Raw genomic sequence first — 21,571 nt, 5'->3', positions numbered from 1 at the left:
AGGTGCGACCCGAAGCGCGAGGGGAGCCCGGTCCGTCCGCCGACGGGCCGGGCTCCCGGCTTCGCACGGCGTCCGACCCGGCCCCGGCCTCCGACCCGGGCCTGAAGCCGTGCCCCGACCCGGGCCTGAAGCCGTGCCCCGACCCGGGCCTCAGCCCTTGACGTTCCGACGGGCCGCCCCGGCCAGGAACACCACCGCGAGCATCGCCGCGGACAGCGCCCCGACCAGCAGCGGGCCCGGACCGGCCGGACTGCCGTCGACGCGCACGGCCCCCATGAAGTCGACGGCGGCGACATTGTTGACCAGCACCCACCAGAGCGGCAGGTAGACCGCCTGGAAGAGCCGGTGGCTCCGGCTCACCACCCCGAGCGCCATGGCCAGCGACGGCACGAACAGCGCGCCGCCGAGCCAGCCGGCCGTCCCCGCGCCGTCGCCCGCCACCAGCATGCGTATCAGCGGGGCGGCGCCCGTCACCGCCGTGAGCACCAGCCCGGACGCCCATTCGGCGAGCAGCCGGCGCCGGGCCGACGGGTAGGCGCCCAGCAGCACCTCCAGGCCGTTCTCCACCTGCCGGCTGCCGAGCCGGGACCAGATCAGGACCGGCCACAGCCACACCAGGGGCAGGAGCAGGCCGGTGACGACGTCCGTCGGCAGCACGAACCCGGCCGCCGTCAGCCCGGCCGCGACCAGCCACCACCACCGGGAGACGCCCTGCACCAGGATGCGGACCTCACCCGCCAGCAGCCGGCCGAACGCCCCGGCCCGCCGCGGTTCGGTCCGTGGCAGGGCACCCCGCGCGGTCGTCCGGCGCGCCCCCGCGGGCTCCGTCCCGTGGAGCCCGGACAGCCGGCCCGCGAGATCCGTCCCGTCGGGCCCGGACAGCCGGCCCGCCGCCCCGGCGGCCGTCGGAACCTCGGCCGGCTCCCGCAGCGCGGCCGGCTCCGGCAGCGCGGCCGCCCCGCCGGACCCGCGTGCGGGATCGAACCTGCCGAACCACAGCGCCGGCAGCACCGCCACGGCGAACGCCGCCAGCACCAGCGCCAGCCGGCCGAGGAGGAACCCGGAGGACGGGTCGAACCCGTCCCAGCGGAAGGTGCCCAGCGGCCTGTCGACCTTGGTCAGGCCGAGGCTGAACCCGCCCGGGTCGGCCGTCCCGTGCTGGGCCTCCAGCGCCGCGCCCATCGACCGCGCGATCCGGTGCACACCGAGGCCGTCCAGCGGCGCGGAGGCCGACTGCCCGCCGATCGCGAGCACCATGGCCAGCACGAACCAGACGACGTTGCCGAAGCCGCCCCGCAGCAGCGGCACCGTCTCGAACAGGAGCGCCGCCGCCGCGGTGACGGCCATCAGGGGCAGCGAGAGCAGCAGGAACGGCTCCGCCAGGGCTGCCGGGTCGACCGCGCGGTCCTCACCGCGGGCGAGCTGCATCAGCAGCGCGGTGACGGCCAGCACGCCGACCATGGAGGCGAGCACCAGCAGGTTGCTCAGGAACTTGGCCAGGAGGTACCGGGAGGTGCGCAGCGGGGTGGCGGCGAGGATCTGTCCGACCCCGGTCGTCTCGTCCCGCGCGATGCCGCTGCGCACCACGTAGAAGCCGCCGAAGGTGAGCCACAGGGCGCCGGCCAGGGCGGTGACCGCACCGACGTAGGCGCTGTTGTAGACGCCCCGGTTCCCGCCCACGTCCATGATCGTCCAGTGGCCGCCCGCGTCCGGTACGGCCAGGTGGCCGAGCCCGACCGCGGCGAGCAGCGTCACCGCGTACACCGGCCGGCGCACCCGGTCGCGGAAGTCGCCGACCACCAGCCCGGCGAGCACCGACCCGGTCACCGCCGCACCGCCCGCGGCTCGGCCCCGTCCCGCTCCCCCGGCCGGTGGATGACGTCCAGGTAGGCGTCCTCCAGGTCGGGCGGCACCGGGACCGCGTCGGGCCGCGGCGGCTCGGCGGCGAGCATGCGCAGCCGCACGCCGCTCCCGGTCCGCACCATCCGGCTGACCACGTGGCGGGCCTGCACCTCCAGGAGGTCGGCCGGATCGACCACCGCCTCCCACACCCGCCCGTCGACCTCCCGGAGCAGTTCGTCCGGCGCGCCCCGGCGCAGCAGCCGCCCCCGGGCGACCACCGCGATGTCGGAGGCGACCGACTCCACGTCGGAGACGATGTGGGTCGACAGCATCACCACCCGGTCCGCCGCGAGCTCGCTGAGCAGGTTGCGCAGGCGCACCCGCTCCTCCGGGTCCAGGCCGGCGGTCGGCTCGTCGACCACGATCACCCGGGGGTCGGCCAGCAGCGCCTGCGCGATGCCGACCCGGCGGAGCATGCCGCCCGAGTACGCGCCGAGCGGGCGCTTGACCGCCTCGGTCAGGTTGACCAGCTGGATCAGCTCGTCGATCCGGGCCCGGGCCGAGCGGGCGCCGATCCCCTTGGCGGCCGCCAGGTAGGACAGGAACTCCCGTGACGTCAGGTTCGGGTAGACCCCGAAGTCCTGCGGCAGGTAGCCGAGTTCCCGGCGCAGCCGGTCCGGCTCGGCCACCACGTCGGCACCCCGGTAGCGGACCTGGCCACCGGTGGGCCGGGTGACCGTCGACACGATGCGCATCAACGAGGACTTCCCGGCGCCGTTCGGCCCCAACAGCCCCACCATTCCCGGACCGAGCCGCATCGTGATGCCGTCGACGGCCCGCTTTCCGCCCTTGTAGACCTTGGTGACATCCACCAGTTCGAGCACGCTCTCCGTCCTCACCCCTTGAGCTCCGTCCCACGCCCGTCCCGCAGCACCACGACCCCCCGGGGCACCTCGACCCGGTACTTCGTGTCGCAGTTGGCCAGCCCCGAGCACCCCGCCCTGAGTTCGAGCACCCCGTCCTCGAGCGTCCAGGACTCCTCGGCGCTGCCGATCTTCCCGCTGGTGTCGAACCAGCGGGTGACCTTGACGTCCTCGCGGTCGACCGCGACCAGGTCGGCCGGCGCACCGTGCGACTTCACGTCCAGGCTCCTGCCGGCGAACTCGAAAGTCCTGTCCTCGGGCGCGGCGTCCATGGCGTCGGCACAACCGGCGAGCGACACCAGCGCGGCCACCACGAGAACGACCGTCCCGTATCCGGATCTCGCACGTCGCTCCACCTCATCCTCCTTGCGGCTGTGATCGGATGCACCGTTCCGGGCCCGTCCCTCGGGGCCCGTGAACACGCTCGCAAGCCTGGCCGATCCGAGGACTCCTGCCATCTGCCGTTCGGCAGATATCCCGTAGGGCCGAAGGGGGAGTTTCTCCCACCGACAACACCCTCCCGCCGTCGCCAGAATGGCCTCACGGCCGGTACGACCGGGCCGTGCGACAGCACCACCGGGAGGGGACCACATCCATGGACAGCACGACGCGACCCGCACAGAGCCCGGCACCGGCCGAGCCCACCGGGCTCTCCGAACCCGCCGGATCCGCCGTACCGGCCGACTCTTCCGCACCTGCCGGATCCGCCGTACCGGCCGGGTTCTCCGTACCGGCCGGGCTCACCGCCCTCCGCCGGAGCCTGACCCTCACCCGGCTCTCCTGCGTCGCCCTCGTCCACTCCCTCGGTGTCACCGGCGCGCTCTCCCTCGCCGGCCCGGGCCTCGGACTGGTCCCGCGGGCCATGGCCCGGGTGCGCGCGCTGACCGACCGTCAACGCGCCCTGGCCGCCGACTGGTCCGGCATTCGCTTCCCCGGGACGACCGGCCCGCTGCCCCCGGTGCCCGAGGGCGCCTCCGGCGCATTCGCCCGCTACCGCTGGATCACGGGCGACCCGCAGACCCGCCGCGAGTTCCGCTGGGTCCTCGCCGAGCCGTTCCTCGGCAGCGTGCTGGCCTTCCTGCCGATCTCCGCCCTGCTCGCCGGCCTCTGGGGCGTCTTCCTGGCCTTCTTCGGCGTCCCGCTGTCCGCCGAATGGGACGGCCTCTGGTTCGAGTTCATCCCGATCGAGGGCACCGTCACCGCCGTCCTCGCCGGGGTCCTCGGCCTGCTCCACCTCCCGTTCGCGCTCTGGCTCGCGCCCCGCACCGTCCACCGGCACGCCCGCCACGTCCACTCGATGCTCGCCCCGGGCGAGCAGGAGCTGCTGGCCGGCCGGATCGCCCACCTGACCGCCACCCGCAGCACCGCCGTCGACACCCGGATGGCCGAGATCCGCAGGATCGAGCGCGACCTGCACGACGGCGCCCAGGCCCGGCTGGTCGCGATGGGCATGACCCTGGACGCCGCCGAACACCTCCTGGAGAGCGACCCGCAGGCCGTCCGCGCCCTGCTCGTCGAGGCCCGCCAATCCTCGGCCAAGGCCCTGGAGGAGCTCCGCGACCTGGTCCGCGGCATCCACCCGCCGGTCCTCGCCGACCGCGGACTCACCGACGCGGTACGGGCGTTGGCCATGGTCTGCCCGGTCCCCACCGAGGTCTCGGCGGACCTGCCCGGCCGCCCCGAGATGCCCGTCGAGTCCGCCGCCTACTTCGCGGTCTCGGAGCTCCTCACCAACGTCGTCAAGCACTCCGACGCCGGCCGCGCCGGAATCGAACTCCGCTACGATCGCGGCGTGCTGCGCATCACCGTCTCCGACAACGGGCGCGGCGGCGCGGACGCCCGCCGGGGCACCGGGCTGCGCGGCGTCGAACGACGGCTCGCCACCTTCGACGGGGTCGTCTCCGTCAGCAGTCCCCCCGACGGCCCGACCACGGTGACCATGGAGCTTCCTTGCGCATTGTCCTCGCCGAAGACCACTTCCTCCTGAGGGACGGCCTGATCCGCCTCCTCCAGGCCCACGGCCACGAGGTGGCGGCCGCCGTGGACAACGGCCCGGACCTCCTCCGGGCCCTCACCGAGCAGCGGCCGGACGTCTCGATCGTCGACGTCCGGCTGCCGCCGACCTTCACCGACGAGGGCCTGCGCGCCGCCCTCACCGCCCGCCGCACCACCCCCGGCCTCCCCGTCCTGCTGCTCTCCCAGTACGTCGAACCCCTCTACGCCCGCGAACTCCTCACCACCGGCGGCCGCGGCATCGGCTACCTGCTGAAGGACCGCATCACCAACGGCGCCCAGTTCCTCGACGCCATCCGCCGCGTCGCCGCCGGCGGCACCGCCATGGACCCCGAGGTCGTCACCCGGCTCCTGGCCGCCAAGGACCGCGACACCGCCCTCGCCACCCTCTCCACCCGCGAACGCGACGTCCTCGAATCCCTCGCCCAGGGCCGCTCCAACGCCGGCATCGCCCAGGCCCTCTTCATCACCGAGAAGGCCGTCGCCAAGCACATCACCAACATCTTCACCAAGCTCGGCCTCCCCCCGACCACCACCGACAACCGCCGCATCCTGGCCGCCCTCACCTACCTCGACCAGTGACCCCCGCCCGCCGGCGCACACCAAAAGGCCCGGACCGGATCCAATCCGGCCCGGGCCTTCCACTTCTGAGCCGCCTGCGGGATTCGAACCCGCGACCTACGCATTACGAGCCCGAGAGTGATCATGCTGGCTGCTGCCAGCATCGATCAGCTGGTGACGTTTCTACAGGTCAGGACGTTGCTCCGTGATCGACGATCCCACCGGAACCGGCACGTGCTGCCTCGTCCGCTCACGCATCGCTCACGCAGCTCGGGTCCTGCTCGGCTCCAGCACGGCTCGAGTCGAGCAGTCGATGGCACAACGCCTGGCCACCGCCGGGCAAGACCGTCTGTGCTGAAGCACGCGGACTGACCAGTGTCGATCGGGGCGGTCCGGTTAAGACTGACTGCCTTCCTCCGGTTCTTGTTCCGTATCCAGCCGCCGCCACAGTCGTTCCGCGATCTCCACCAACGTCCCCTCGCCGGGTACCCGCCACTGCTTGGGCCCTTGGACGGCACTCCACTGTTCCCGCCACTCAGCCTGCTGCCAGATGCGGATCACCAGTCCACTCGGCGAGTAGCGCTGGCCGTCCGCCTCCCAAAGGATCGGTGCCTTGCGGTCGTTGAGCCAACTGGCCCGGCGGCGGCGCGGGTCCTGGTCGAGCCAGGCCCCAATAGCCCGCTCTTCCGTGTCGCTGGCTGCGTATGCCAACGGGGTGCCGTCAGGAATGAGGTCGTGGTCCACGAGAAGGTGGATTGTCGGCGGACGCTTCGGACGCTTCTTGCTGGCTGCCGTCACGAACGCCGATAGATCAGGGGTGCCGCTCCCTGCGTCGAGCGTCAGCAAGACCGCCTGGACCAGCTGCTTGGACTTCTCCTCGCTGGCGAAGATGCTGGTGATGTAGCTCTTGTTGGTGAAGAGCTTGTCGACCATGTCGATCAGGCAGGCCAGGACACTTCGCACCTGGTCGGGCACGCGCCGCAGAATCGTGTCCCAGTCGCTGTCGGGCTCTTCAACCGCCTCGCTGCCGATGCGCTGGAACACCACATGAGCGGCCAGCAGTGCCCCACTGTCCGCGATGGACGCTGCCCTCCCCGACAGGGTCGACCGGAGCTTCGTCAGCTCGTCTCGGATTTCCCGCAGGACCTGCACGGAACGCCAGATCTGGTGGGCGCTCGGCTGTTGCCCGAACAGGCGGGTATAGGCACCGTCAGCGCCTTCCTTCCACAGGGCCTCGGTCGATCCCTTGACCCGGACTGCGAAGGTCGGGTCCCGATACGCACAGGCGAGGGCGGTGGCCGCCTCGGTGACCGAGCAGCCGGATTCGGGCGCCGGGTCCATCTCCCCGCGTCGGAAGACGTACTCCTTGTCGAGTGAGAGCTTGAAGTCCTTCTGGATTTCGCTCTGGACCGGATCGATGGCAATGAAGTCCCGCCGCTCCATGTGGTTCTGAGTGTTGGTGGCCTTGGTAATGCTCTGTGCGAACCCCTCGGGCGCCCCCTGGATCGAGACGATCCGTACGGAGACATAGGCTTCCGCCACCGCGTCGGGATCCTTCTCGAAGGCCCGGTTCGCTGACGTGACGGTCTGCGCCCCGTTCACGACACTTGCGTTGCGGAGGGTCAGGGAGATAGGCGCGCCGGTCGCGCGCTTCGCAAAGAACTCCCTCTCGATGGTGTCACACTGCACCGTGATGCCATTGTGCCGGTAGAGGAAGCCGTCAGGATCCTCCAACATGCTATCGACCAAGGTCTTATTGACTCCGGTGAGCCCGAGCGACTTGCGGACGTTCCGGTCGTAGAGACGCTCGCCGTTGTCCGCGTACCACTGGGCAAGCTCCGCGGCACTCACCTCACCAACGATAGCCTTGTACGGAGTTTCACGGTCGTGCCAACCCTCGGTCATCTTCGCGGTGAGCGTGATCGGCTCCGGCTCCAGATCTTCCCGGATGGCCCGGTGGAAGTCAGCCTGATCCACCACTCGGTATTCGACAGTGCGGCCGAGGCCACCGAATTCGCGGGCCGCCTCATCCAGTATGGTGCGCGTCTCGAGCGAGAGTCGGCCGTCCCCCATGAGGGCGATGACCAGGTGCACCTTGCAGGTGGGTAGTTTGAGGACACCGTGGACCCGGTCTCCAAGGAGCCGCAGACGCTCGTTGAAGTGGTCGAGATCCCGGTTGTCGAGCTTCTTGAGGCCATGGATGAGCTTTAGTGCTGCCTCGGTGTCGAAGCCGGCTGTCCCCGAGTTCTTCCACTTCGCCTGGATCAGCCAGAGTTCTGTGCCGGAAGCGGAGAAGGCCACGGAGTCGATGCCAAAGTCGTCCCGGCCATCGATCACCCCAATGGCTGCCTCGTCCGAGGTGCAGTCAGTCAGGATGCGAGCCGCCTTCGCCGATAGTGCCCGGGACAAGAGGGCAACCTCGCGCTCTTTGGGATCCTTCTTCTCAAAGTCATCCATGGAAATCCGGTCAGCGAACTCCCGCAGCAGCGCCTCGCGAACCTGCCGCACCTCCAGCGGCATCCCCTGTGCACTCTTCCCCATCTGATCCCACTCCCAGGCTCGCCCTAACTGCCCAGCCTACCCGGGCGGTTCAGCGTATGAGGAGTGACCAAGTGAGCAGCTCGACGCTGCCCGGCAACCGCCACAGGTTGCCGGGCCTCCATGCATTCGTCAGTCAACGAGTTCCACGCAGCACGTCGAGGATGAACCCCTCCTCGATGGCCTGCCGCATTGTGTACACGTCGAACGACTCGGGCTTGCCATCGGCGCTGGGACGCCCGAATAGGGTCTTCGTTTTGTGCTTCGGCGTGGCGGTGAACGCGAGGAACGACACGTTCGGTGACGCGGCTCGCGCAGCCGTTTCGGCGGAGATCCGCTGCTCGCGCTTGGCACGCTCGTCATCGGCGGAGAGGAGCTCGTTGACGACGTCCTGGGTGTCGACCGGCTCGTCTTCGGCGACCTGCCCGCCGTCGGTGATGACCTGCTTCAGGGCATTGGCCGTCTTGCCGGACTGGGAGGTGTGGGCCTCGTCGACGAGGACGGCGAACGCTCTGTCGCCGAGCGTCGTGTCGATCAGGCCCTTGACGCAGGGGAACGTCGGGATCGGCGACCGGCACGCCAGCACCTGCCCGAAGCGGCACGGTGGCGGCCTCGCGTTCACCCGTCCGAAGACCAAGGGCAGTCGCCGCACGACCCCCCTGCTTCCGCCGCTGATCCCGCTCCTTCGCGAGCAGCGCCAGCAGCAGGAGGAGTGGAGGGCGGCGGCCGGCGAGGAATGGCAGGACTACGGCCTGGTGACATGCCGCCCCGATGGTCAGCCGGTCGACCCCCATGCCGACTGGGAGGAGTTCAAGGAGCTGCTGGCCGAGGCGGGGATCGAGGACCGGCGGCAGCACGACGGCAGCCGCCACTCGGCCGGGACGATCCTCAATGAGCTGGGGGTGGACCCGTTCACGATCATGGAGATCCTCGGCCACTCGCGATCAGCATGACCCGCCGCTACGTCAAGACGACCACCCCGACGACCCGGGAAGCGGCCCGGCGGATGGGCAACGCGCTCTGGCCCCAATCGGCCGGAAGTGAGACCACAACTGAGACCGCGAACACGAGGGCGGCCCGCGCGCGACGGCGGCGACGGCGACGGATGCAGTAAAGGCAAAAGCCCCAGGTCACGGCGAGTGAGTCCTGGGGCTTCTACAGAGCCGCCTGCGGGATTCGAACCCGCGACCTACGCATTACGAGTGCGTTGCTCTGGCCAGCTGAGCTAAGGCGGCACCGTCGCCGCGTGTGGCGGCAACGCGGGCCAGTCTACACAGGTTCGCGGGTGATCCGTTACCCGGTATCCGGGGGCGGGGGTCAGGCGGAGGAGACGGCGAGTTTGGCGGCGAAGCCGGCGAAGAGGACGGCGACGCCGCTGGTGAGGGTGGCGGAGAGGCGCTTGCGGCGGCGGAAGGCGGTGGCGAGGGTGGTGCCCGCGAAGATCAGGAGGGAGAGGTAGAGGAAGCTGAAGGTCTGGAGGATGCCGCCGAGGAGGGCGAAGGAGAGGGCGGGCTGTCCGTAGGAGGCGTCGACGAATTGGGTGAAGAAGGAGAGCAGGAAGAGGATCGCCTTCGGGTTGAGGAGGCTGATCACCAGGGCGCGGCGGAAGGGGTTCTCGGTGCTTTCGGGGGTCTGCTCGGTGGTGGGGTCGGCCGCGGCGCGGCGTTCGCGCCAGAGTTGGCGGGCGGCGCGGAGCATGCCGTAGCCGATCCAGAGGAGGTAGGCGGCGCCGCCGAACTTGACCACGGCGAAGACGGCCGGGTTGGCCTTGAGCAGGGAGGCCGCGCCCAGCGAGGTGAGGCTGATCAGGGTGAGGTCGCCGATGAAGACGCCGGCCGCGGCCCGGTAGCCGGTGCGGATGCCCTTGCGGGCCGCGACGGACAGGACGTACAGGGAGTTGGGGCCGGGCAGCAGGATGATGACGAGGGCGCCGAGGACGTACGTCGCCAGGTCGTTGACTCCGAGCACGATGAGCTCCGGTGCAGGGGAGGGTGGCAGGGGGCGCTCATCGTAACGTCGTACCGGCAATCGGTTGAAGTGAAAACCACCTGTCGGTCGGCCGGCGCCCGGCCCGCCCTACCGCTCGCAGCGCTTGCCCTGCTCCGGGGCCTCCCCGGTCAGCAGGAAGCGGTTCACCGCGCCGTCCACGCAGGTGCTGTGCCGGCCGTACGCGGTGTGGCCGTCGCCGTCGAAGGTGAGCAGGCGGCCGGACTCCAGCTGGCCGGCCAGCGACTGCGCCCAGGCGTACGGGGTGGCCGGGTCGCGGGTGGTGCCGATGACGACGATCGGGGCGGCGCCGGCGGCCCGGACGGTGTGCGCCGCACCGGTGGCCCGGACCGGCCAGTAGGCGCAGGTCAGGGCCATCCAGGCCATGTCGCGCCCGAAGTGCGGCGAGACCCGCTCGAACTCCGGTACCGCCCGCTGGACGTCCTCCGGGCCGTGGAACGGGGCGGGCAGGTCGAGGCAGTTCACCGCGGTGTTGGCGAACATCAGATTGGGGTACGAGCCGTCCGGCTCGCGCCCGTAGTAGTCGTCGGAGAGCTTCAGCAGACCGGTGCCGTCGCCGGCCTCGGCCTCGGTGAGCGCGGCCCGCAGCTTGAGCCAGAGGAAGTCGGCATACATGGCCTGGATGACGCCGGTGGTCGCCTGGGACCCTGTCAGCCGACGGCCGGCGTCGGTGGTGGGCAGCGCGGCGGTGCGGACCCCGCCGAGCAGGGCGGTGAGCCGGTCGCCGACCTGCTGCTCGGTGCGGCCGAGCGGGCAGTCCTCGCGCTTGGCGCAGTCCTGCGCGAAGGCGGCCCAGGCGGTCTCGAAGCCGCCCGCCTGGGTGCGGTTGCCGGTGACGGAGTCGAGCGCCGGGTCCATCGCGCCGTCCAGCACCAGCCGCCCGACCCGGCTCGGGAACAGCCCCGCGTAGGTGGCGCCGAGGAAGGTGCCGTAGGACTTGCCGACGAAGTTCAGCTTCTCGTCGCCGAGCAGGGCGCGCAGCACGTCCATGTCGCGGGCGGCCTCGACGGTGCTGAGGTGGCCGAGCGCCGCCCCGGCCCGCGTCCGGCAGCCCTCGGCGAACTCCTTGTCGGCCGCGACCAGCGCGTCGACCCCGCCCTGGTCGCCGGGCGCCAGGCCGACGGCGGTGTAGGCGTCCATCCGGTCGCCGCTGAGGCAGCTGACGGGGCTGCTGCGGCCCACCCCGCGCGGGTCGAGGCCGACCAGGTCGTAGCGGGCCCGCACCCCGTGGTCGTACGTCCGGGCGGCGGCCTCCAGGTACTCGATCGCGGAGCCGCCGGGCCCGCCCGGGTTGAGCAGGAGGGAGCCGAGCCTCGTGTCCTGCGAAGCGGAGGCGGCAGAGGCGGAGGCGGAGGCGGAGGCGGAGGCGGACGGGTCGGAGGAAGCGCTCCCCGGCCCCGCCGGTTCCGCCGCGGCCCGGGCGGCCGCGAGGGTGAGGTCCCCGTCCCCCGGGTGGTCGTAGTCCAGCGGCACCCGGAACGTCGTGCACTCGAACCCGCTGTCGCAGGGCTGCCAGACCGGACGTTGCGCGTAGTACGGAGCGAGCGCGGCCGGGACGGCGGCGGGCAGCGGCTCCAGCGGGGTGGCTCCGGCCCTCGCGGCCGTCGGGGCCGAGGACGTGCCGGAGGCGGCCGGGTCCGGGGAGGGGGCCGCCGGTGGCCCGGACGGATCCGCGCTGCAACCGCCCGCCAGCAGCCCGACGACGACCAGCGCCGCGGCCAGCACCTGTGCCCGCGCCCGCACCGATGCCCGCGCCGATGCCCGCACCTGTGCCCGCTCGAAGGCCCTCATCCGCCACCTCTCCGCAACCGACCAGCACATGGAAGAACCCAAGGAACACCGGGGAACACCGGGGAACACCGGAGGAACACCCGCAGTGGGAACAACCCTCGAAGCACCCCGGAGGAAACGCCGCTGCCCGGCACCCACTCCGGGGTACCGGGCAGCGTAGCCCCGCCGGACCTGCCCTCAGGACGCTCTGGCCAGCGCCTCGGCCAGGAACTGCGCCGCCTGGCGGACCAGCCGCAGCCGCTCCCGGTCGGGGGTGAAGTCCTGCACGTTGTCCGAGATCCGCACCTCGGCCTTGGCCGCCGCTCCGGGGCCGGCCTTCAGAGCGGCCTGGAGCTTGCGGGCCGCGTCCAGCCCGGCGGAGTCGCCCCTGGCGGCGGCCAGCAGCAGCTTGGCGGCGCTGCCGGCCGGGGCCTCGGCACCGGTCTGGGTGAGCGCGGTGGCGTCGTACCGGCCGGAGACCGCCGCCGCCGCGCCGTACAGGTCGGGCCGGGAGAGCCCGGCGGCGGCCGCGCAGGGCGCGCCGGCCTCGACGCCGAGGGTGCCCCAGGAGGCCGGGCCGGGCGGCAGGGTGCGGAAGGAGGTCGCGATGGTGGTGCGCAGCGTCGCGTCGTCGGCGACGGCGGCCGGGGCGGCGGCGACCAGTTCGCAGGGGTGCGCGGTGCCGTTCGGCGCCTCGGGGGCGACCAGGATGAACGGGTGGGACTTGCCGGTCTGGAGGGCCGAACCGATGCCCTCGAAGACGTCCGGGACCTCGGCGTCGGCGGTCTTCTGGGGCGTGGCGGCCTGCATCACGACGACCGGGAAGCGGGCGTTCGGCTCCTTGGCGTACTGCGGCGGAAGCCAGACCCGGATGTTGCGGGGGTGGCCGTCGGGGCCCAGTACGGCGGACTGGAGCAGCTCGCCCCCGCCGGGGTGGCCGACGCTGTCGAAGCGGCTGACCACGGCGGGGGCCGCGGCAGCTGCGACGTCGGCGGGGGCAGCGGGGGCGGGGGCGGTGGCCGACTCGGCGACCGCGGGCGGCACCGCCTGCTGCTGCCGGACGGCCGTCCCCGAACCGGTCCCGGCACCCGTGTCCGCGCCCGGAGCCGAGCCCGCCGTGTCCACGAACGGCTCCGCCCGGTCCGGCTCCTGGGTGCCCCGGCCGAGACCGCCGAAGGCGCCCAGCGTGGTGAGCACCGTCAGCGCGGTGACGCACACCCCGCAGACCATCGCCCCGGCCGCCCGCAGCAGCATCGGCCAGCGGTCGCCGGCCAGCTCGTAGGTCTCGGCGGCGCGCAGGTCGCGCCAGCGGTGTTGGGCGCCACGGGCCAGCCAGATACCGCCGAGGGCGGCGGCCAGCAAGGGGATGACGAGGAGCGAACGAACCACGGGACGCACCACCTCTGGAGGGGGTCGCGCCGAACCGGACCCGGCGCGCACGGAAGGCGACCGCCCCGGCAGCGGGCGCAGTCGGCCCCCAGCGTGCACAACGGGTGGACAGTCACACGACGGTGTGCCCGGCGAGTGTCGCTCGTTCACTCGAAGGTGGGATGGCGCACCGGCTCCGGGAGGCGTACAGCCGCCGCCCGCCGGAGCGACGCCCGGGCGGACGGCCCGAGGGCCCGGAGCCGGACGGCCCCGGACCGGACCGCCCCGCTCCCCGATCGGCAATCGGCCATCGGCCATCCCCGATCGGCGCTCAGCCCGCGCTCAGCCCGCGCGCAACGCCACCGTCATCGCCTCGACCGCGAGCAGCGGGTCGACGTTGCGGTCCAGCGCCTGACGGCAGGCCAGCACCGCCTCGATCCGCCGCAGCGTGCTCTCCGCCGGCCCGGCCTGGGCCACCCGGTTCAGCGCCTGCCGCTGGTCCTCGTTGGCGAGCGCGCCGGTGGAGCCGAGCTGGATGGCGAGCACGTCCCGGTAGAAGCCGAGCAGGTCGAGCAGGGCGACGCCGAGGGTCTCCCGGCGGGTGCGGGTGGCCCGGCTCTTCTGCCGCTTCTCCAGCTCCTTGACCGCGCCGGCCATGCCGCGCGGCACCTTGCCGCCCTCGTAGGCGCCGTAGGCGGCCTTGAGGTCGTCCGTCTCCTTGGCGTCCTGGGTCTCGGCGAGAGCCTCGGCGTCGGCCTTGGCGGTGTCGACCAGGCGCTGGGCGGCGGTCAGGCAGCCGCCGATGTCTCCCACCTCCAGCGGGATGCGCAGCACCTCCGTCCGGCGGGTGCGGGCCTGTTCGTCGACGGCGAGGCGGCGCGAGCGCTCGATGTCTCCCTGCCCGGCCAGCGCGGCGAGCCGGGCGGTTTCCGGGTCGACGCCGTCACGGCGGACCAGCGTGTCGGCGACCGCCTCGGCCGCGGGGGTGCGCAGCACCAGCAGGCGGCAGCGTGAGCGGATGGTCGGCAGCACGTCCTGGACGGAGGGGGCGCACAGCAGCCAGACGGTGCGCGGGGAGGGTTCCTCCACGCCCTTGAGCAGCGCGTTCGCGGCGGCCTCGGTGAGCCGGTGGGCGGCGTCCACCAGGATCACCGACCAACGGCCGCCGGTCGGGTAGCTGGAGGCGCGCATGACCAGGTCGCGCATGTCGCCGACGCCGATGGAGAGGCCGTCGGTACGGACGTACTTCACGTCGGCGTGGCTGCCGGCCAGCACGGTGTGGCAGCCGTCGCAGAACCCGCAGCCGGGCGTGCCGCCGAGCGCGAGGTCGGGGCTGGTGCACTGGAGGGCGGCGGCGAAGGCGCGCGCGGCGGTGACCTGCCCGGCGCCGGGCGGGCCGGTGAACAGCCACGCGTGCGTCATGAGGGAGGCGTTCGCGCCCTCGACCGGGGCGGTCCCGCGACCGGCCTCGATCGTCGCCCCGGCCGCCCGGGCGGCGGCGGTCAGCTGCTCGACCACCCGCTCCTGGCCCACCAGGTCGTCCCAGACGGCCACTGCTGCTCCCAAGCTCAGTACGGCAGCGCTCGTGGCGCCTCTTCCCCGCCGTCGAGCATACGTCTCCGCTCCGACACCCACTGCTCCGTCCGGGTCACGGCGGGGCGAGGAGGCGGCCCTGCGGAACGCGGCGGCGCCGCCGGGGACCTGCCCCGACGGCGCCGCCCACACGTGTCCGGTCAGCCCCGGCGGCCCCAGCGACGGCCCTTGCCCTTGCCATCGCCCTTGCCATCGCCCTTGTCCTGTGCGTCCCCGCGGCCCTCGGGCCGCTCCGCGCCGCCCTGGGGGCCGCCGTACGGAGCGCCCTGGCCCTGACCGCCGTGCTCCCAGCGCGACCACTCGTCGTGCGAGCCCAGCAGGGTGTCGGTGAGGCTCGGCAGGTCGTCCAGCGGCGTCTCCTCGGCCCACTCCGGCCTCGGCCGCTCGGCACCGGGCTGCGACCGCTCGGCCGTCGGCCCGGCGTCGACCACCGGCAGCTCGCGGGTGCTGTCCACCGGCTCCGCGCGCCGCGGCCCCTGCGCCGGCCGGCCCTCGGTACGGCCTCCGGTACGGCCGTCGGCACGCTCCTCGGTACGGCCCGGCTCGATCCGCGGCAGCACCTCGGTCCGGTCGGCCTCCGCCGGGACCCTCGGCAGCACGGCCGTCTCGTCCACCGCCGAGGCCGGCACCACCGGCAGCTTGGCGGTCTCGTCGACCGCACCGGCGGTTCCGCCCGCCGCCCGGCGCGCCTCGGCGGCCTCCGCGGCCTTGCGCGCCTCGGCGGCCTCGGCAGCCCGGACGGCCGCCTGCCGGTCCCGCAGCGAGAGCTCGCGCGTCGCCTCGTCCCCGAGTCCGCCCACCGGAGCCTGCGCCGCCGGCTGCGCCGCGTCCTGCGGGGTGTCCTGCGGGACACCCTTCGGAATGTCCCGGACCGCCCGCAGCTCCGTGGTCGTCTCCGCGGCCGACTCCCCGGCCACCGAACCCGAACCCGAGGCCGAGCCAGGACCCGACGCCGTGTCGGACGCCGAACCCGAACCCGGCCGCGCCTCGGCCCGGCCCTCCGCGGACTCCGCCGCCGCAGCCGCGGCCGCGAGCGCGGCGGCCTGCGCCAGCCGCGCCTCCTCCGCCCGCTGGAGCGCCTCCTCCGCCCGGCGGCGCTGCTCCTCGCGGGCCAGCTCGCGCTGCCGCTGGAGCTCGGCCTGGGCGGCCGCCTCGTCGGCGATCCGCTTGCGCTCGGCGGCCTCGGCGGCCAGCCGGGCCTCCTCGGCCCTGCGCCGCTCGGCCTCCTGCTCGGCGCGACGCGCTGCGTCCTCCTCGGCCCTGCGGCGCGCTTCCTCCTCGGCCTTGCGCCGGGCCTCGGCGGCGGCCCGCTCGGCCTCCTCCTTGGCCAGCCGCTCCTTCTCCGCCTGCTCGGCCCGCAGCTGCGCCAGCACCTCCTGCCGCTTGCGCTCGGCGGCCTCCTCCTCGGCCTTCTTGCGGGCCTCCTCGGCGGCGCGGCGCTCGGCCTCCTCCTTGGCCAGCCGCTCCTGCTCGGCGCGGGCGGCCTTCTCCTGCTCGGAGAGCGGCAGCTCGCGGTCGAGCCGGTGCCGGATGGCGGTGGTGACGAAGCCGGGGGCCTGGCTGCCGTCCACGACCAGGTAGCGCGCCGGGTCGGCGGCGGCGAGGGCGAGGAAACCGGCCCGGACCCGCAGGTGGAACTCGGTGGGCTCGGACTCCAGCCGGTCCAGCGCCTCGGTGAAGCGCTCGCGGGCCTTGGTCGGGTCGACGTCCAGGACGACGGTCAGGTCGGGCAGCAGCCCGCCGGTGGCCCAGCGGGAGATCCGGGCGACCTCGGTCGCGGCCAGGTCGCGACCGGCGCCCTGGTAGGCGATGGAGGAGTCCATGTACCGGTCGGTGATCACCACGGCGCCGCGGGCGAGGGCCGGCCGGATGACGTTCTCGACGTGCTCGGCGCGGTCGGCGGCGTAGATCAGCGCCTCGGCGCGGTGCGACAGGCCGGTGTTGCCGACGTCCAGGACGAGGCCGCGCAGCCGCTGGCCGACCGGGCTGCCGCCGGGCTCGCGGGTGAGCACGACCTCGTGCCCCTTGCCGCGGATCCACTCGGCGAGCGCCTGGGCCTGGGTGGACTTGCCGGCGCCGTCGCCGCCCTCCAGGGCGATGAAGAAGCCGGTGCCCGCGCCGAGGCGCGGCGCCGGGCCGCCCGGGCCGCGCACCGAGTCCACCAGGTCCCGGACGAACGGCGCGGTGCCGCGTCGGTCGTCGGTGCGCAGCAGCACGACCGCGGCGAGCACCAGCGTGAGCAGCCCGGAGGTGGCGACGGCCAGGGCCGCGCCGCCGTGGATGAAGGTGAAGGAGCCGGGCTCGACGGTGCCGTACTCGACGTCCCCGTAGGCGGCGGCGATCAGCGGGACGACGACCAGCGCGGCGGCGACCACGGTCCGGAGCACCGCGAACAGGTGCTCGGTGACCTTCGGCAGCCGGGCCTCCTCGACCTCCTGGGCGAGCAGGGTGCGTCCGGCCGAGATCACGATCCCGGCGGCCAGCCCGGCCAGCACGGTGAGCAGCAGGACCAGCACGAAGTCCAGCACCAGCCCGGCCAGGATCAGTGCGACGCCCTGGGTGAGCAGCGCCAGCGCGAGCAGCCGGCGGCGGGACAGCGAGGGCAGCGTGGCCCGGGTGAGCCGGGCGCCCAGGGCGGGCGTCCCGGCGGCGGCGAGCACCAGCAGGCCGTAGCCGATCGGCCCGGCGCGGTGCTCGGCGGCGGTGAGCAGCGCGAGCGCGGCGACACCCGCCATCGCGGCGTAGCCGGCCGCGACGGCGAAGGTGAAGTACGGGGCGCCGCCGGTTCGGCCCTTGCTCAGCGCGGGGCCGGGGGCGGCGTCGGTCGGGGCGCGCAGGCCCTGGAGCGGCGAGACCGGGGCGACGGACACCGGGCCGCCGGGCAGCTGCTGGAGGTGGTCGCGGACCGCCGCGGCGGCGAACAGCCCGGCCGCGCCGAGCGCCGCGAAGGTGAGCTGGTGGGCGCGGAGCCAGTTGGAGCCGAGGGCCGCGCCGATGTTGTTGAGCAGGGTGAAGGCCACCAGGCCGAGCGCGCCGAGCGGCACGGTCACCCAGCCGGTGAAGCGGTCGATGCTCCGGACGCTCTCCAGGTTGGCCGCGGCCGGGCGCTGCTCGGCGACCGGCAGGTGCGGGTTGGCCGGAGGCAGCAGGCCGGGAACGGCGGCGGCCCTGGTGATCCCCCGGACCCGCTCGGCGGCACCGGTGACGAACACGGTGGCGAGCAGGGCGTAGGTGGCGGCCCCGGAGGGCTCGGCGGCGGAGCCCAGCCAGACGCTCCACCAGGGGGCGAGGCCGATCAGCAGGGCGCGCAGCACGTCGGCGCCGAAGAGCGTCCAGCGCCGGTCCAGTCGGCCGGTGACCAGCCGGTGCACCGGGCCGAGCAGTGCGACGCCGACCAGGCCGGTCGCCAGCACCCGGACGGCGAGGACCGCGGCGAGGGCGAAGGCGAGGCTGCGCGGCAGGCTGCCGAACCGGCCGTCCTGGGCGGCGGCGATCACGGTCAGCGCGAGCAGCACCAGCAGACCGAGCCGGTCGGCGGTGCCGCCGATCAGCTGGGTGGTCCACAGGCGCCGGTAGGCACGTGTCCGCAGCAGCGCCCGGGCCCGGTCCACCGGAGTCCCGGCGGGCGCGACCTCGGGCAGGTCGGACACCCCCGCTCTGGCGGCCGGGGCGCTGGGGGTGGGCTGCTCCTCGCTCGTCATACGGTCAGCGTAGCGGGCTGGGCCTGGCCGGAATGTGGCGAACGCGCTTCCGGATCGTGCTCATCACCGGGTTGTGACGTACCCCGCACAGACCCGACGGGCCTCGGGCCCGCCCCCCGGGATCGGGGGTGCGGGCCCGGCCGCGGGACCGCGGATCAGCCTTCTTCGGTGGCCGAGGCCTTGTCGGCCGCCGTCCTGCTCGTGGCGGTCTTCTTGGCCGCCGTCTTCTTCGCCGCCGCCGTCTTGGTGGTGGTCTTCTTCGCGGCGGTCTTCTTCGCGGCGGCGGTCTTGGTCGCCGCGGTCTTGGCGGTGGTCGTCTTCTTGGCCGCGGCCTTCTTCGCCGGGGCCTTCTTCGCCGCCTTCTTCACCGGTCCGCGCGCCCGCTTCTCGGCGAGCAGCTCGTACCCGCGCTCCGGCGTGATGGTCTCGACGTCGTCGTCCTTGCGGAGCGTGGCGTTGGTCTCGCCGTCGGTCACGTACGGACCGAAGCGGCCGTCCTTGACCACCACCGGGCGCTCGCTGACCGGGTCGTTGCCCAGCTCCTTGAGCGGCGGGGCGGCGGCCGCCCGGCCGCGCTGCTTCGGCTGGGCGTAGATCGCCAGCGCCTCGTCGAGGGTGATCGTGAAGAGCTGGTCCTCACTGGTGAGCGAACGGGAGTCGGTGCCGCGCTTGAGGTACGGGCCGTAGCGGCCGTTCTGCGCGGTGATCTCCGCGCCCTCGGCGTCGGTGCCGACCACCCGGGGCAGCGAGAGCAGCCGCAGCGCGTCCTCCAGCGTGACGGTGTCCAGCGACATCGTCTTGAACAGCGAGGCGGTGCGCGGCTTGACCGCGTTCTTGCCGGTCTTCGGCGTGCCCTCGGGCAGGATCTCGGTCACGTACGGGCCGTAGCGGCCGTCCTTGGCGACCAGCATGTTGCCGCCGACCGGGTCCGGGCCGAGCTCGAAGTCGCCGCTGGGCTTGGCCAGCAGCTCCTCGGCCAGCTCGACGGTGAGCTCGTCCGGCGGCAGCTCGTCCGGGATGTCGGCACGCTGGCCCGGCTCGCCCTCGACGGTGGAGGCGCGCTCGACGTACGGGCCGTAGCGGCCGACCCGCAGGGTGATGTCGTCGCTGACCCTGAACGAGCTGATCTCCCGGGCGTCGATCGCGCCGAGATCGGTGACCAGTTCCTTCAGGCCGCCCAGGTGGTCGCCGTCGCCGTTGCCGGCCTCGGCGGCGCCGCCCGCGGCGTGGCCCTCGCCCTCGCCGAAGTAGAAGCGCTTCAGCCACGGCACGGACTGCGCCTCACCGGCGGCGATCCGGTCGAGGTCGTCCTCCATCCTGGCGGTGAAGTCGTAGTCGACCAGCCGGCCGAAGTGCTTCTCCAGCAGGTTGACCACGGCGAAGGAGAGGAAGGACGGGACGAGCGCCGTCCCCTTCTTGAAGACGTACCGGCGCTGGATGATCGTGTCGATGATCGACGCGTAGGTGGAGGGGCGGCCGATCTCCCGGTCCTCCAGCTCCTTGACCAGCGAGGCCTCGGTGTAGCGGGCCGGCGGCTTGGTGGCGTGGCCCTCCGGGGTGATCCGCTCGGCGGCCAGCGGGTCGCCCTGGGCGACCTGCGGCAGCCGGCGCTCGCGGTCGTCGAGCTCCGCGTTCGGGTCGTCGGCGCCCTCGACGTAGGCCTTGAGGAAGCCGTGGAAGGTGATGATCTTGCCGGTGGCCGAGAACTCGACGTCCCGGCCGTCGGCGGAGGTGCCGCCGACCCGGACGGTGACCGACTGGCCGACCGCGTCCTTCATCTGGGAGGCGACGGTGCGCATCCAGATCAGCTCGTACAGCCTGAAGTCGTCACCGGTCAGGCCGGTCTCGGCGGGGGTGCGGAAGCGGTCGCCGGACGGGCGGACGGCCTCGTGCGCCTCCTGCGCGTTCTTCACCTTGCTGGCGTAGGTGCGCGGGGCGTCAGGCAGGTAGTCGGCGCCGTACAGCTGGGTGACCTGGGCCCGGGCGGCGGTGATCGCGGTGTCCGACAGCGTGGTGGAGTCGGTACGCATATAGGTGATGAAGCCGTTCTCGTACAGCTTCTGGGCCACCTGCATGGTCCGCTTGGCACCGAAGCCCAGCTTGCGGCTGGCCTCCTGCTGGAGCGTGGTGGTGCGGAACGGCGCGTACGGCGAGCGGCGGTACGGCTTGGACTCGACGCTGCGGACGCCGAACGCCGTCTGCTCCAGGGCGGCGGCCAGCTGACGGGCCGCCTGCTCGTCCAGGTGCAGGGTGTTCGCGCTGGCGGCCTTCAGCCGGCCGTCCTGGCCGAAGTCGCGGCCGCTGGCGATCCGCTTGCCGTCGACGGAGGCCAGCCGGGCGCCGAAGGTCTCCGGGTTGGCGGCGTCGGCCGGGGTGCGGCCGGTACCGAAGGTGCCGACCAGGTCCCAGTACGAAGCGGCGCGGAAGGCCATCCGCTCGCGCTCGCGCTCGACCACCAGCCGGGTCGCGACGGACTGCACACGGCCCGCCGACAGCTTCGGCATGACCTTCTTCCACAGCACCGGCGAGACCTCGAAGCCGTACAGCCGGTCGAGGATGCGGCGGGTCTCCTGGGCGTCGACCAGGCGCTGGTTGAGCTCGCGCGGGTTGGCCACGGCCTCCTGGATCGCCGACTTGGTGATCTCGTGGAACACCATGCGGTGCACCGGCACCTTGGGCTTGAGCACCTGCTGGAGGTGCCACGCGATGGCCTCGCCCTCGCGGTCCTCATCGGTGGCGAGGAAGAGCTCGTCGGACTCCGCGAGCAGCGACTTCAACTTGCTGACCTGGGACTTCTTGTCCGCGTTGACCACGTAGATGGGCGCGAAGTCATGGTCGACGTCCACCCCGAGGCGCCGCACCTCGCCGGTGTACTTGTCCGGCACCTCGGCCGCGGTGCTGGGGAGGTCGCGGATGTGCCCGACGCTCGCCTCGACGATGTAGCCGGGGCCCAGGTAGCCCTTGATCGTCTTCGCCTTGGCCGGCGACTCGACAATGACGAGTCGCTGTCCGTGCGCGGTCTCGCTGCTCGGGGACACCTTCGCTCTTCTCTCCCGGTCCTTATGTGGCTGGTCGGCGCCGGCAGCACGGGCTGCACTCCGCCCGACCCCTCCACCGCCCCGGGGCTGCCGCGGCACGACACCCCCACCAGCGGAGTGTGACCGTACCCCGGCCACCCTTGTCAAACGGACGGATCCCGCTTTTTCACTTGCCGGGCTCACCGACGCCACTCGAACGGTAACCCGATGACGGAGG

The 21,571-nt window shown here is 73.2% G+C and carries 14 protein-coding genes and 1 tRNA gene; 3 read left to right on the top strand and 12 right to left on the bottom strand.

Features of this window, described 5'->3' with window-relative positions; genetic code table 11:
- Window positions 1-150 precede the first annotated feature (150 nt).
- From ACFVUY_RS02630 to ACFVUY_RS02620, 3 genes are read right to left on the bottom strand one after another with little or no spacing between them, the layout of a single operon-like run.
- The gene (locus ACFVUY_RS02630; protein ID WP_387726872.1) at window positions 151-1,827 is read right to left on the bottom strand and encodes an ABC transporter permease; all 1,677 of its coding nucleotides are present in this window, start codon (window positions 1,825-1,827) and stop codon (window positions 151-153) included.
- Window positions 1,824-2,726 carry an ABC transporter ATP-binding protein gene (locus ACFVUY_RS02625; RefSeq protein WP_387689157.1) on the bottom strand — a complete coding sequence of 301 codons (903 nt, stop codon included), beginning with the start codon at window positions 2,724-2,726 and terminating at the stop codon, window positions 1,824-1,826. Before ACFVUY_RS02625 ends, ACFVUY_RS02630 begins: the two co-directional genes overlap by 4 nt.
- A gap of 11 nt (window positions 2,727-2,737) precedes the next feature.
- Window positions 2,738-3,121: a hypothetical protein gene (locus tag ACFVUY_RS02620; RefSeq protein ID WP_387726870.1), complete on the bottom strand. Its 384-nt coding sequence runs from the start codon at window positions 3,119-3,121 to the stop codon at window positions 2,738-2,740.
- 239 nt (window positions 3,122-3,360) lie between these two features.
- Between ACFVUY_RS02620 and ACFVUY_RS02615 the strand changes: the two genes are divergently transcribed.
- Window positions 3,361-4,752: a sensor histidine kinase gene (locus ACFVUY_RS02615; protein WP_387726868.1), complete on the top strand. Its 1,392-nt coding sequence runs from the start codon at window positions 3,361-3,363 to the stop codon at window positions 4,750-4,752.
- Entirely contained in the window at window positions 4,716-5,360 is a 645-nt protein-coding gene (locus tag ACFVUY_RS02610; RefSeq protein ID WP_359902074.1) for a response regulator transcription factor, read from the top strand. The genes ACFVUY_RS02615 and ACFVUY_RS02610 overlap by 37 nt, the downstream gene beginning before the upstream one ends.
- A gap of 375 nt (window positions 5,361-5,735) precedes the next feature.
- Here the strand turns inward: ACFVUY_RS02610 and ACFVUY_RS02605 are convergent, their stop codons facing one another.
- Window positions 5,736-7,859, bottom strand: coding sequence for an AIPR family protein (locus ACFVUY_RS02605; RefSeq protein ID WP_387726866.1), 2,124 nt, complete (start codon window positions 7,857-7,859; stop codon window positions 5,736-5,738).
- A gap of 154 nt (window positions 7,860-8,013) precedes the next feature.
- Window positions 8,014-8,463, bottom strand: coding sequence for a hypothetical protein (locus tag ACFVUY_RS02600; protein WP_387726865.1), 450 nt, complete (start codon window positions 8,461-8,463; stop codon window positions 8,014-8,016).
- Here ACFVUY_RS02600 and ACFVUY_RS02595 point away from each other — a divergent pair.
- Entirely contained in the window at window positions 8,420-8,830 is a 411-nt protein-coding gene (locus tag ACFVUY_RS02595; RefSeq protein ID WP_387726863.1) for a tyrosine-type recombinase/integrase, read from the top strand. The genes ACFVUY_RS02600 and ACFVUY_RS02595 overlap by 44 nt on opposite strands.
- A gap of 208 nt (window positions 8,831-9,038) precedes the next feature.
- On the opposite strand, the gene ACFVUY_RS02590 is transcribed toward ACFVUY_RS02595, so the two are convergent.
- The 7 genes from ACFVUY_RS02590 to topA all read right to left on the bottom strand — a co-directional run bounded on the left by ACFVUY_RS02590 (window position 9,039) and on the right by topA (window position 21,354).
- Window positions 9,039-9,112 (bottom strand) — tRNA-Thr (locus ACFVUY_RS02590).
- Between the two features lie 82 nt (window positions 9,113-9,194).
- Window positions 9,195-9,845 (bottom strand): leucine efflux protein LeuE, encoded by a 651-nt coding sequence (leuE, locus tag ACFVUY_RS02585; RefSeq protein ID WP_387688992.1) that lies wholly within the window; start codon window positions 9,843-9,845, stop codon window positions 9,195-9,197.
- A 108-nt stretch (window positions 9,846-9,953) separates the two neighbouring features.
- The gene (locus tag ACFVUY_RS02580) at window positions 9,954-11,675 is read right to left on the bottom strand and encodes an alpha/beta hydrolase (protein ID WP_387726861.1); all 1,722 of its coding nucleotides are present in this window, start codon (window positions 11,673-11,675) and stop codon (window positions 9,954-9,956) included.
- 177 nt (window positions 11,676-11,852) lie between these two features.
- Window positions 11,853-13,043, bottom strand: coding sequence for a hypothetical protein (locus tag ACFVUY_RS02575; protein WP_387726859.1), 1,191 nt, complete (start codon window positions 13,041-13,043; stop codon window positions 11,853-11,855).
- A 321-nt stretch (window positions 13,044-13,364) separates the two neighbouring features.
- Window positions 13,365-14,576, bottom strand: a complete 1,212-nt coding sequence (locus ACFVUY_RS02570) for a DNA polymerase III subunit delta' (protein ID WP_380541612.1) — start codon at window positions 14,574-14,576, stop codon at window positions 13,365-13,367.
- A 179-nt stretch (window positions 14,577-14,755) separates the two neighbouring features.
- The gene (tmk, locus tag ACFVUY_RS02565) at window positions 14,756-18,316 is read right to left on the bottom strand and encodes a dTMP kinase (RefSeq protein ID WP_387726857.1); all 3,561 of its coding nucleotides are present in this window, start codon (window positions 18,314-18,316) and stop codon (window positions 14,756-14,758) included.
- Window positions 18,317-18,471: 155 nt separating this feature from the next.
- Window positions 18,472-21,354: a type I DNA topoisomerase gene (topA, locus tag ACFVUY_RS02560; protein ID WP_387726855.1), complete on the bottom strand. Its 2,883-nt coding sequence runs from the start codon at window positions 21,352-21,354 to the stop codon at window positions 18,472-18,474.
- Window positions 21,355-21,571 lie beyond the last annotated feature (217 nt).

Origin of the sequence: Kitasatospora sp. NPDC058063, from assembly GCF_042885395.1 — a bacterium.
Lineage (GTDB): Bacteria > Actinomycetota > Actinomycetes > Streptomycetales > Streptomycetaceae > Kitasatospora > Kitasatospora lactacystinica.
This window is presented reverse-complemented; position numbering and strand designations above follow the sequence as displayed.

Coding starts and splice junctions, on each gene's coding strand:
- ACFVUY_RS02615 (WP_387726868.1), top strand. CDS start 3,361: ATGGACAGCACGACGCGACCCGCACAGAGCCCGGCACCGGCCGAGCCC.
- ACFVUY_RS02605 (WP_387726866.1), bottom strand. CDS start 7,859: ATGCCGCTGGAGGTGCGGCAGGTTCGCGAGGCGCTGCTGCGGGAGTTC.
- ACFVUY_RS02580 (WP_387726861.1), bottom strand. CDS start 11,675: ATGAGGGCCTTCGAGCGGGCACAGGTGCGGGCATCGGCGCGGGCATCG.
- tmk (WP_387726857.1), bottom strand. CDS start 18,316: ATGACGAGCGAGGAGCAGCCCACCCCCAGCGCCCCGGCCGCCAGAGCG.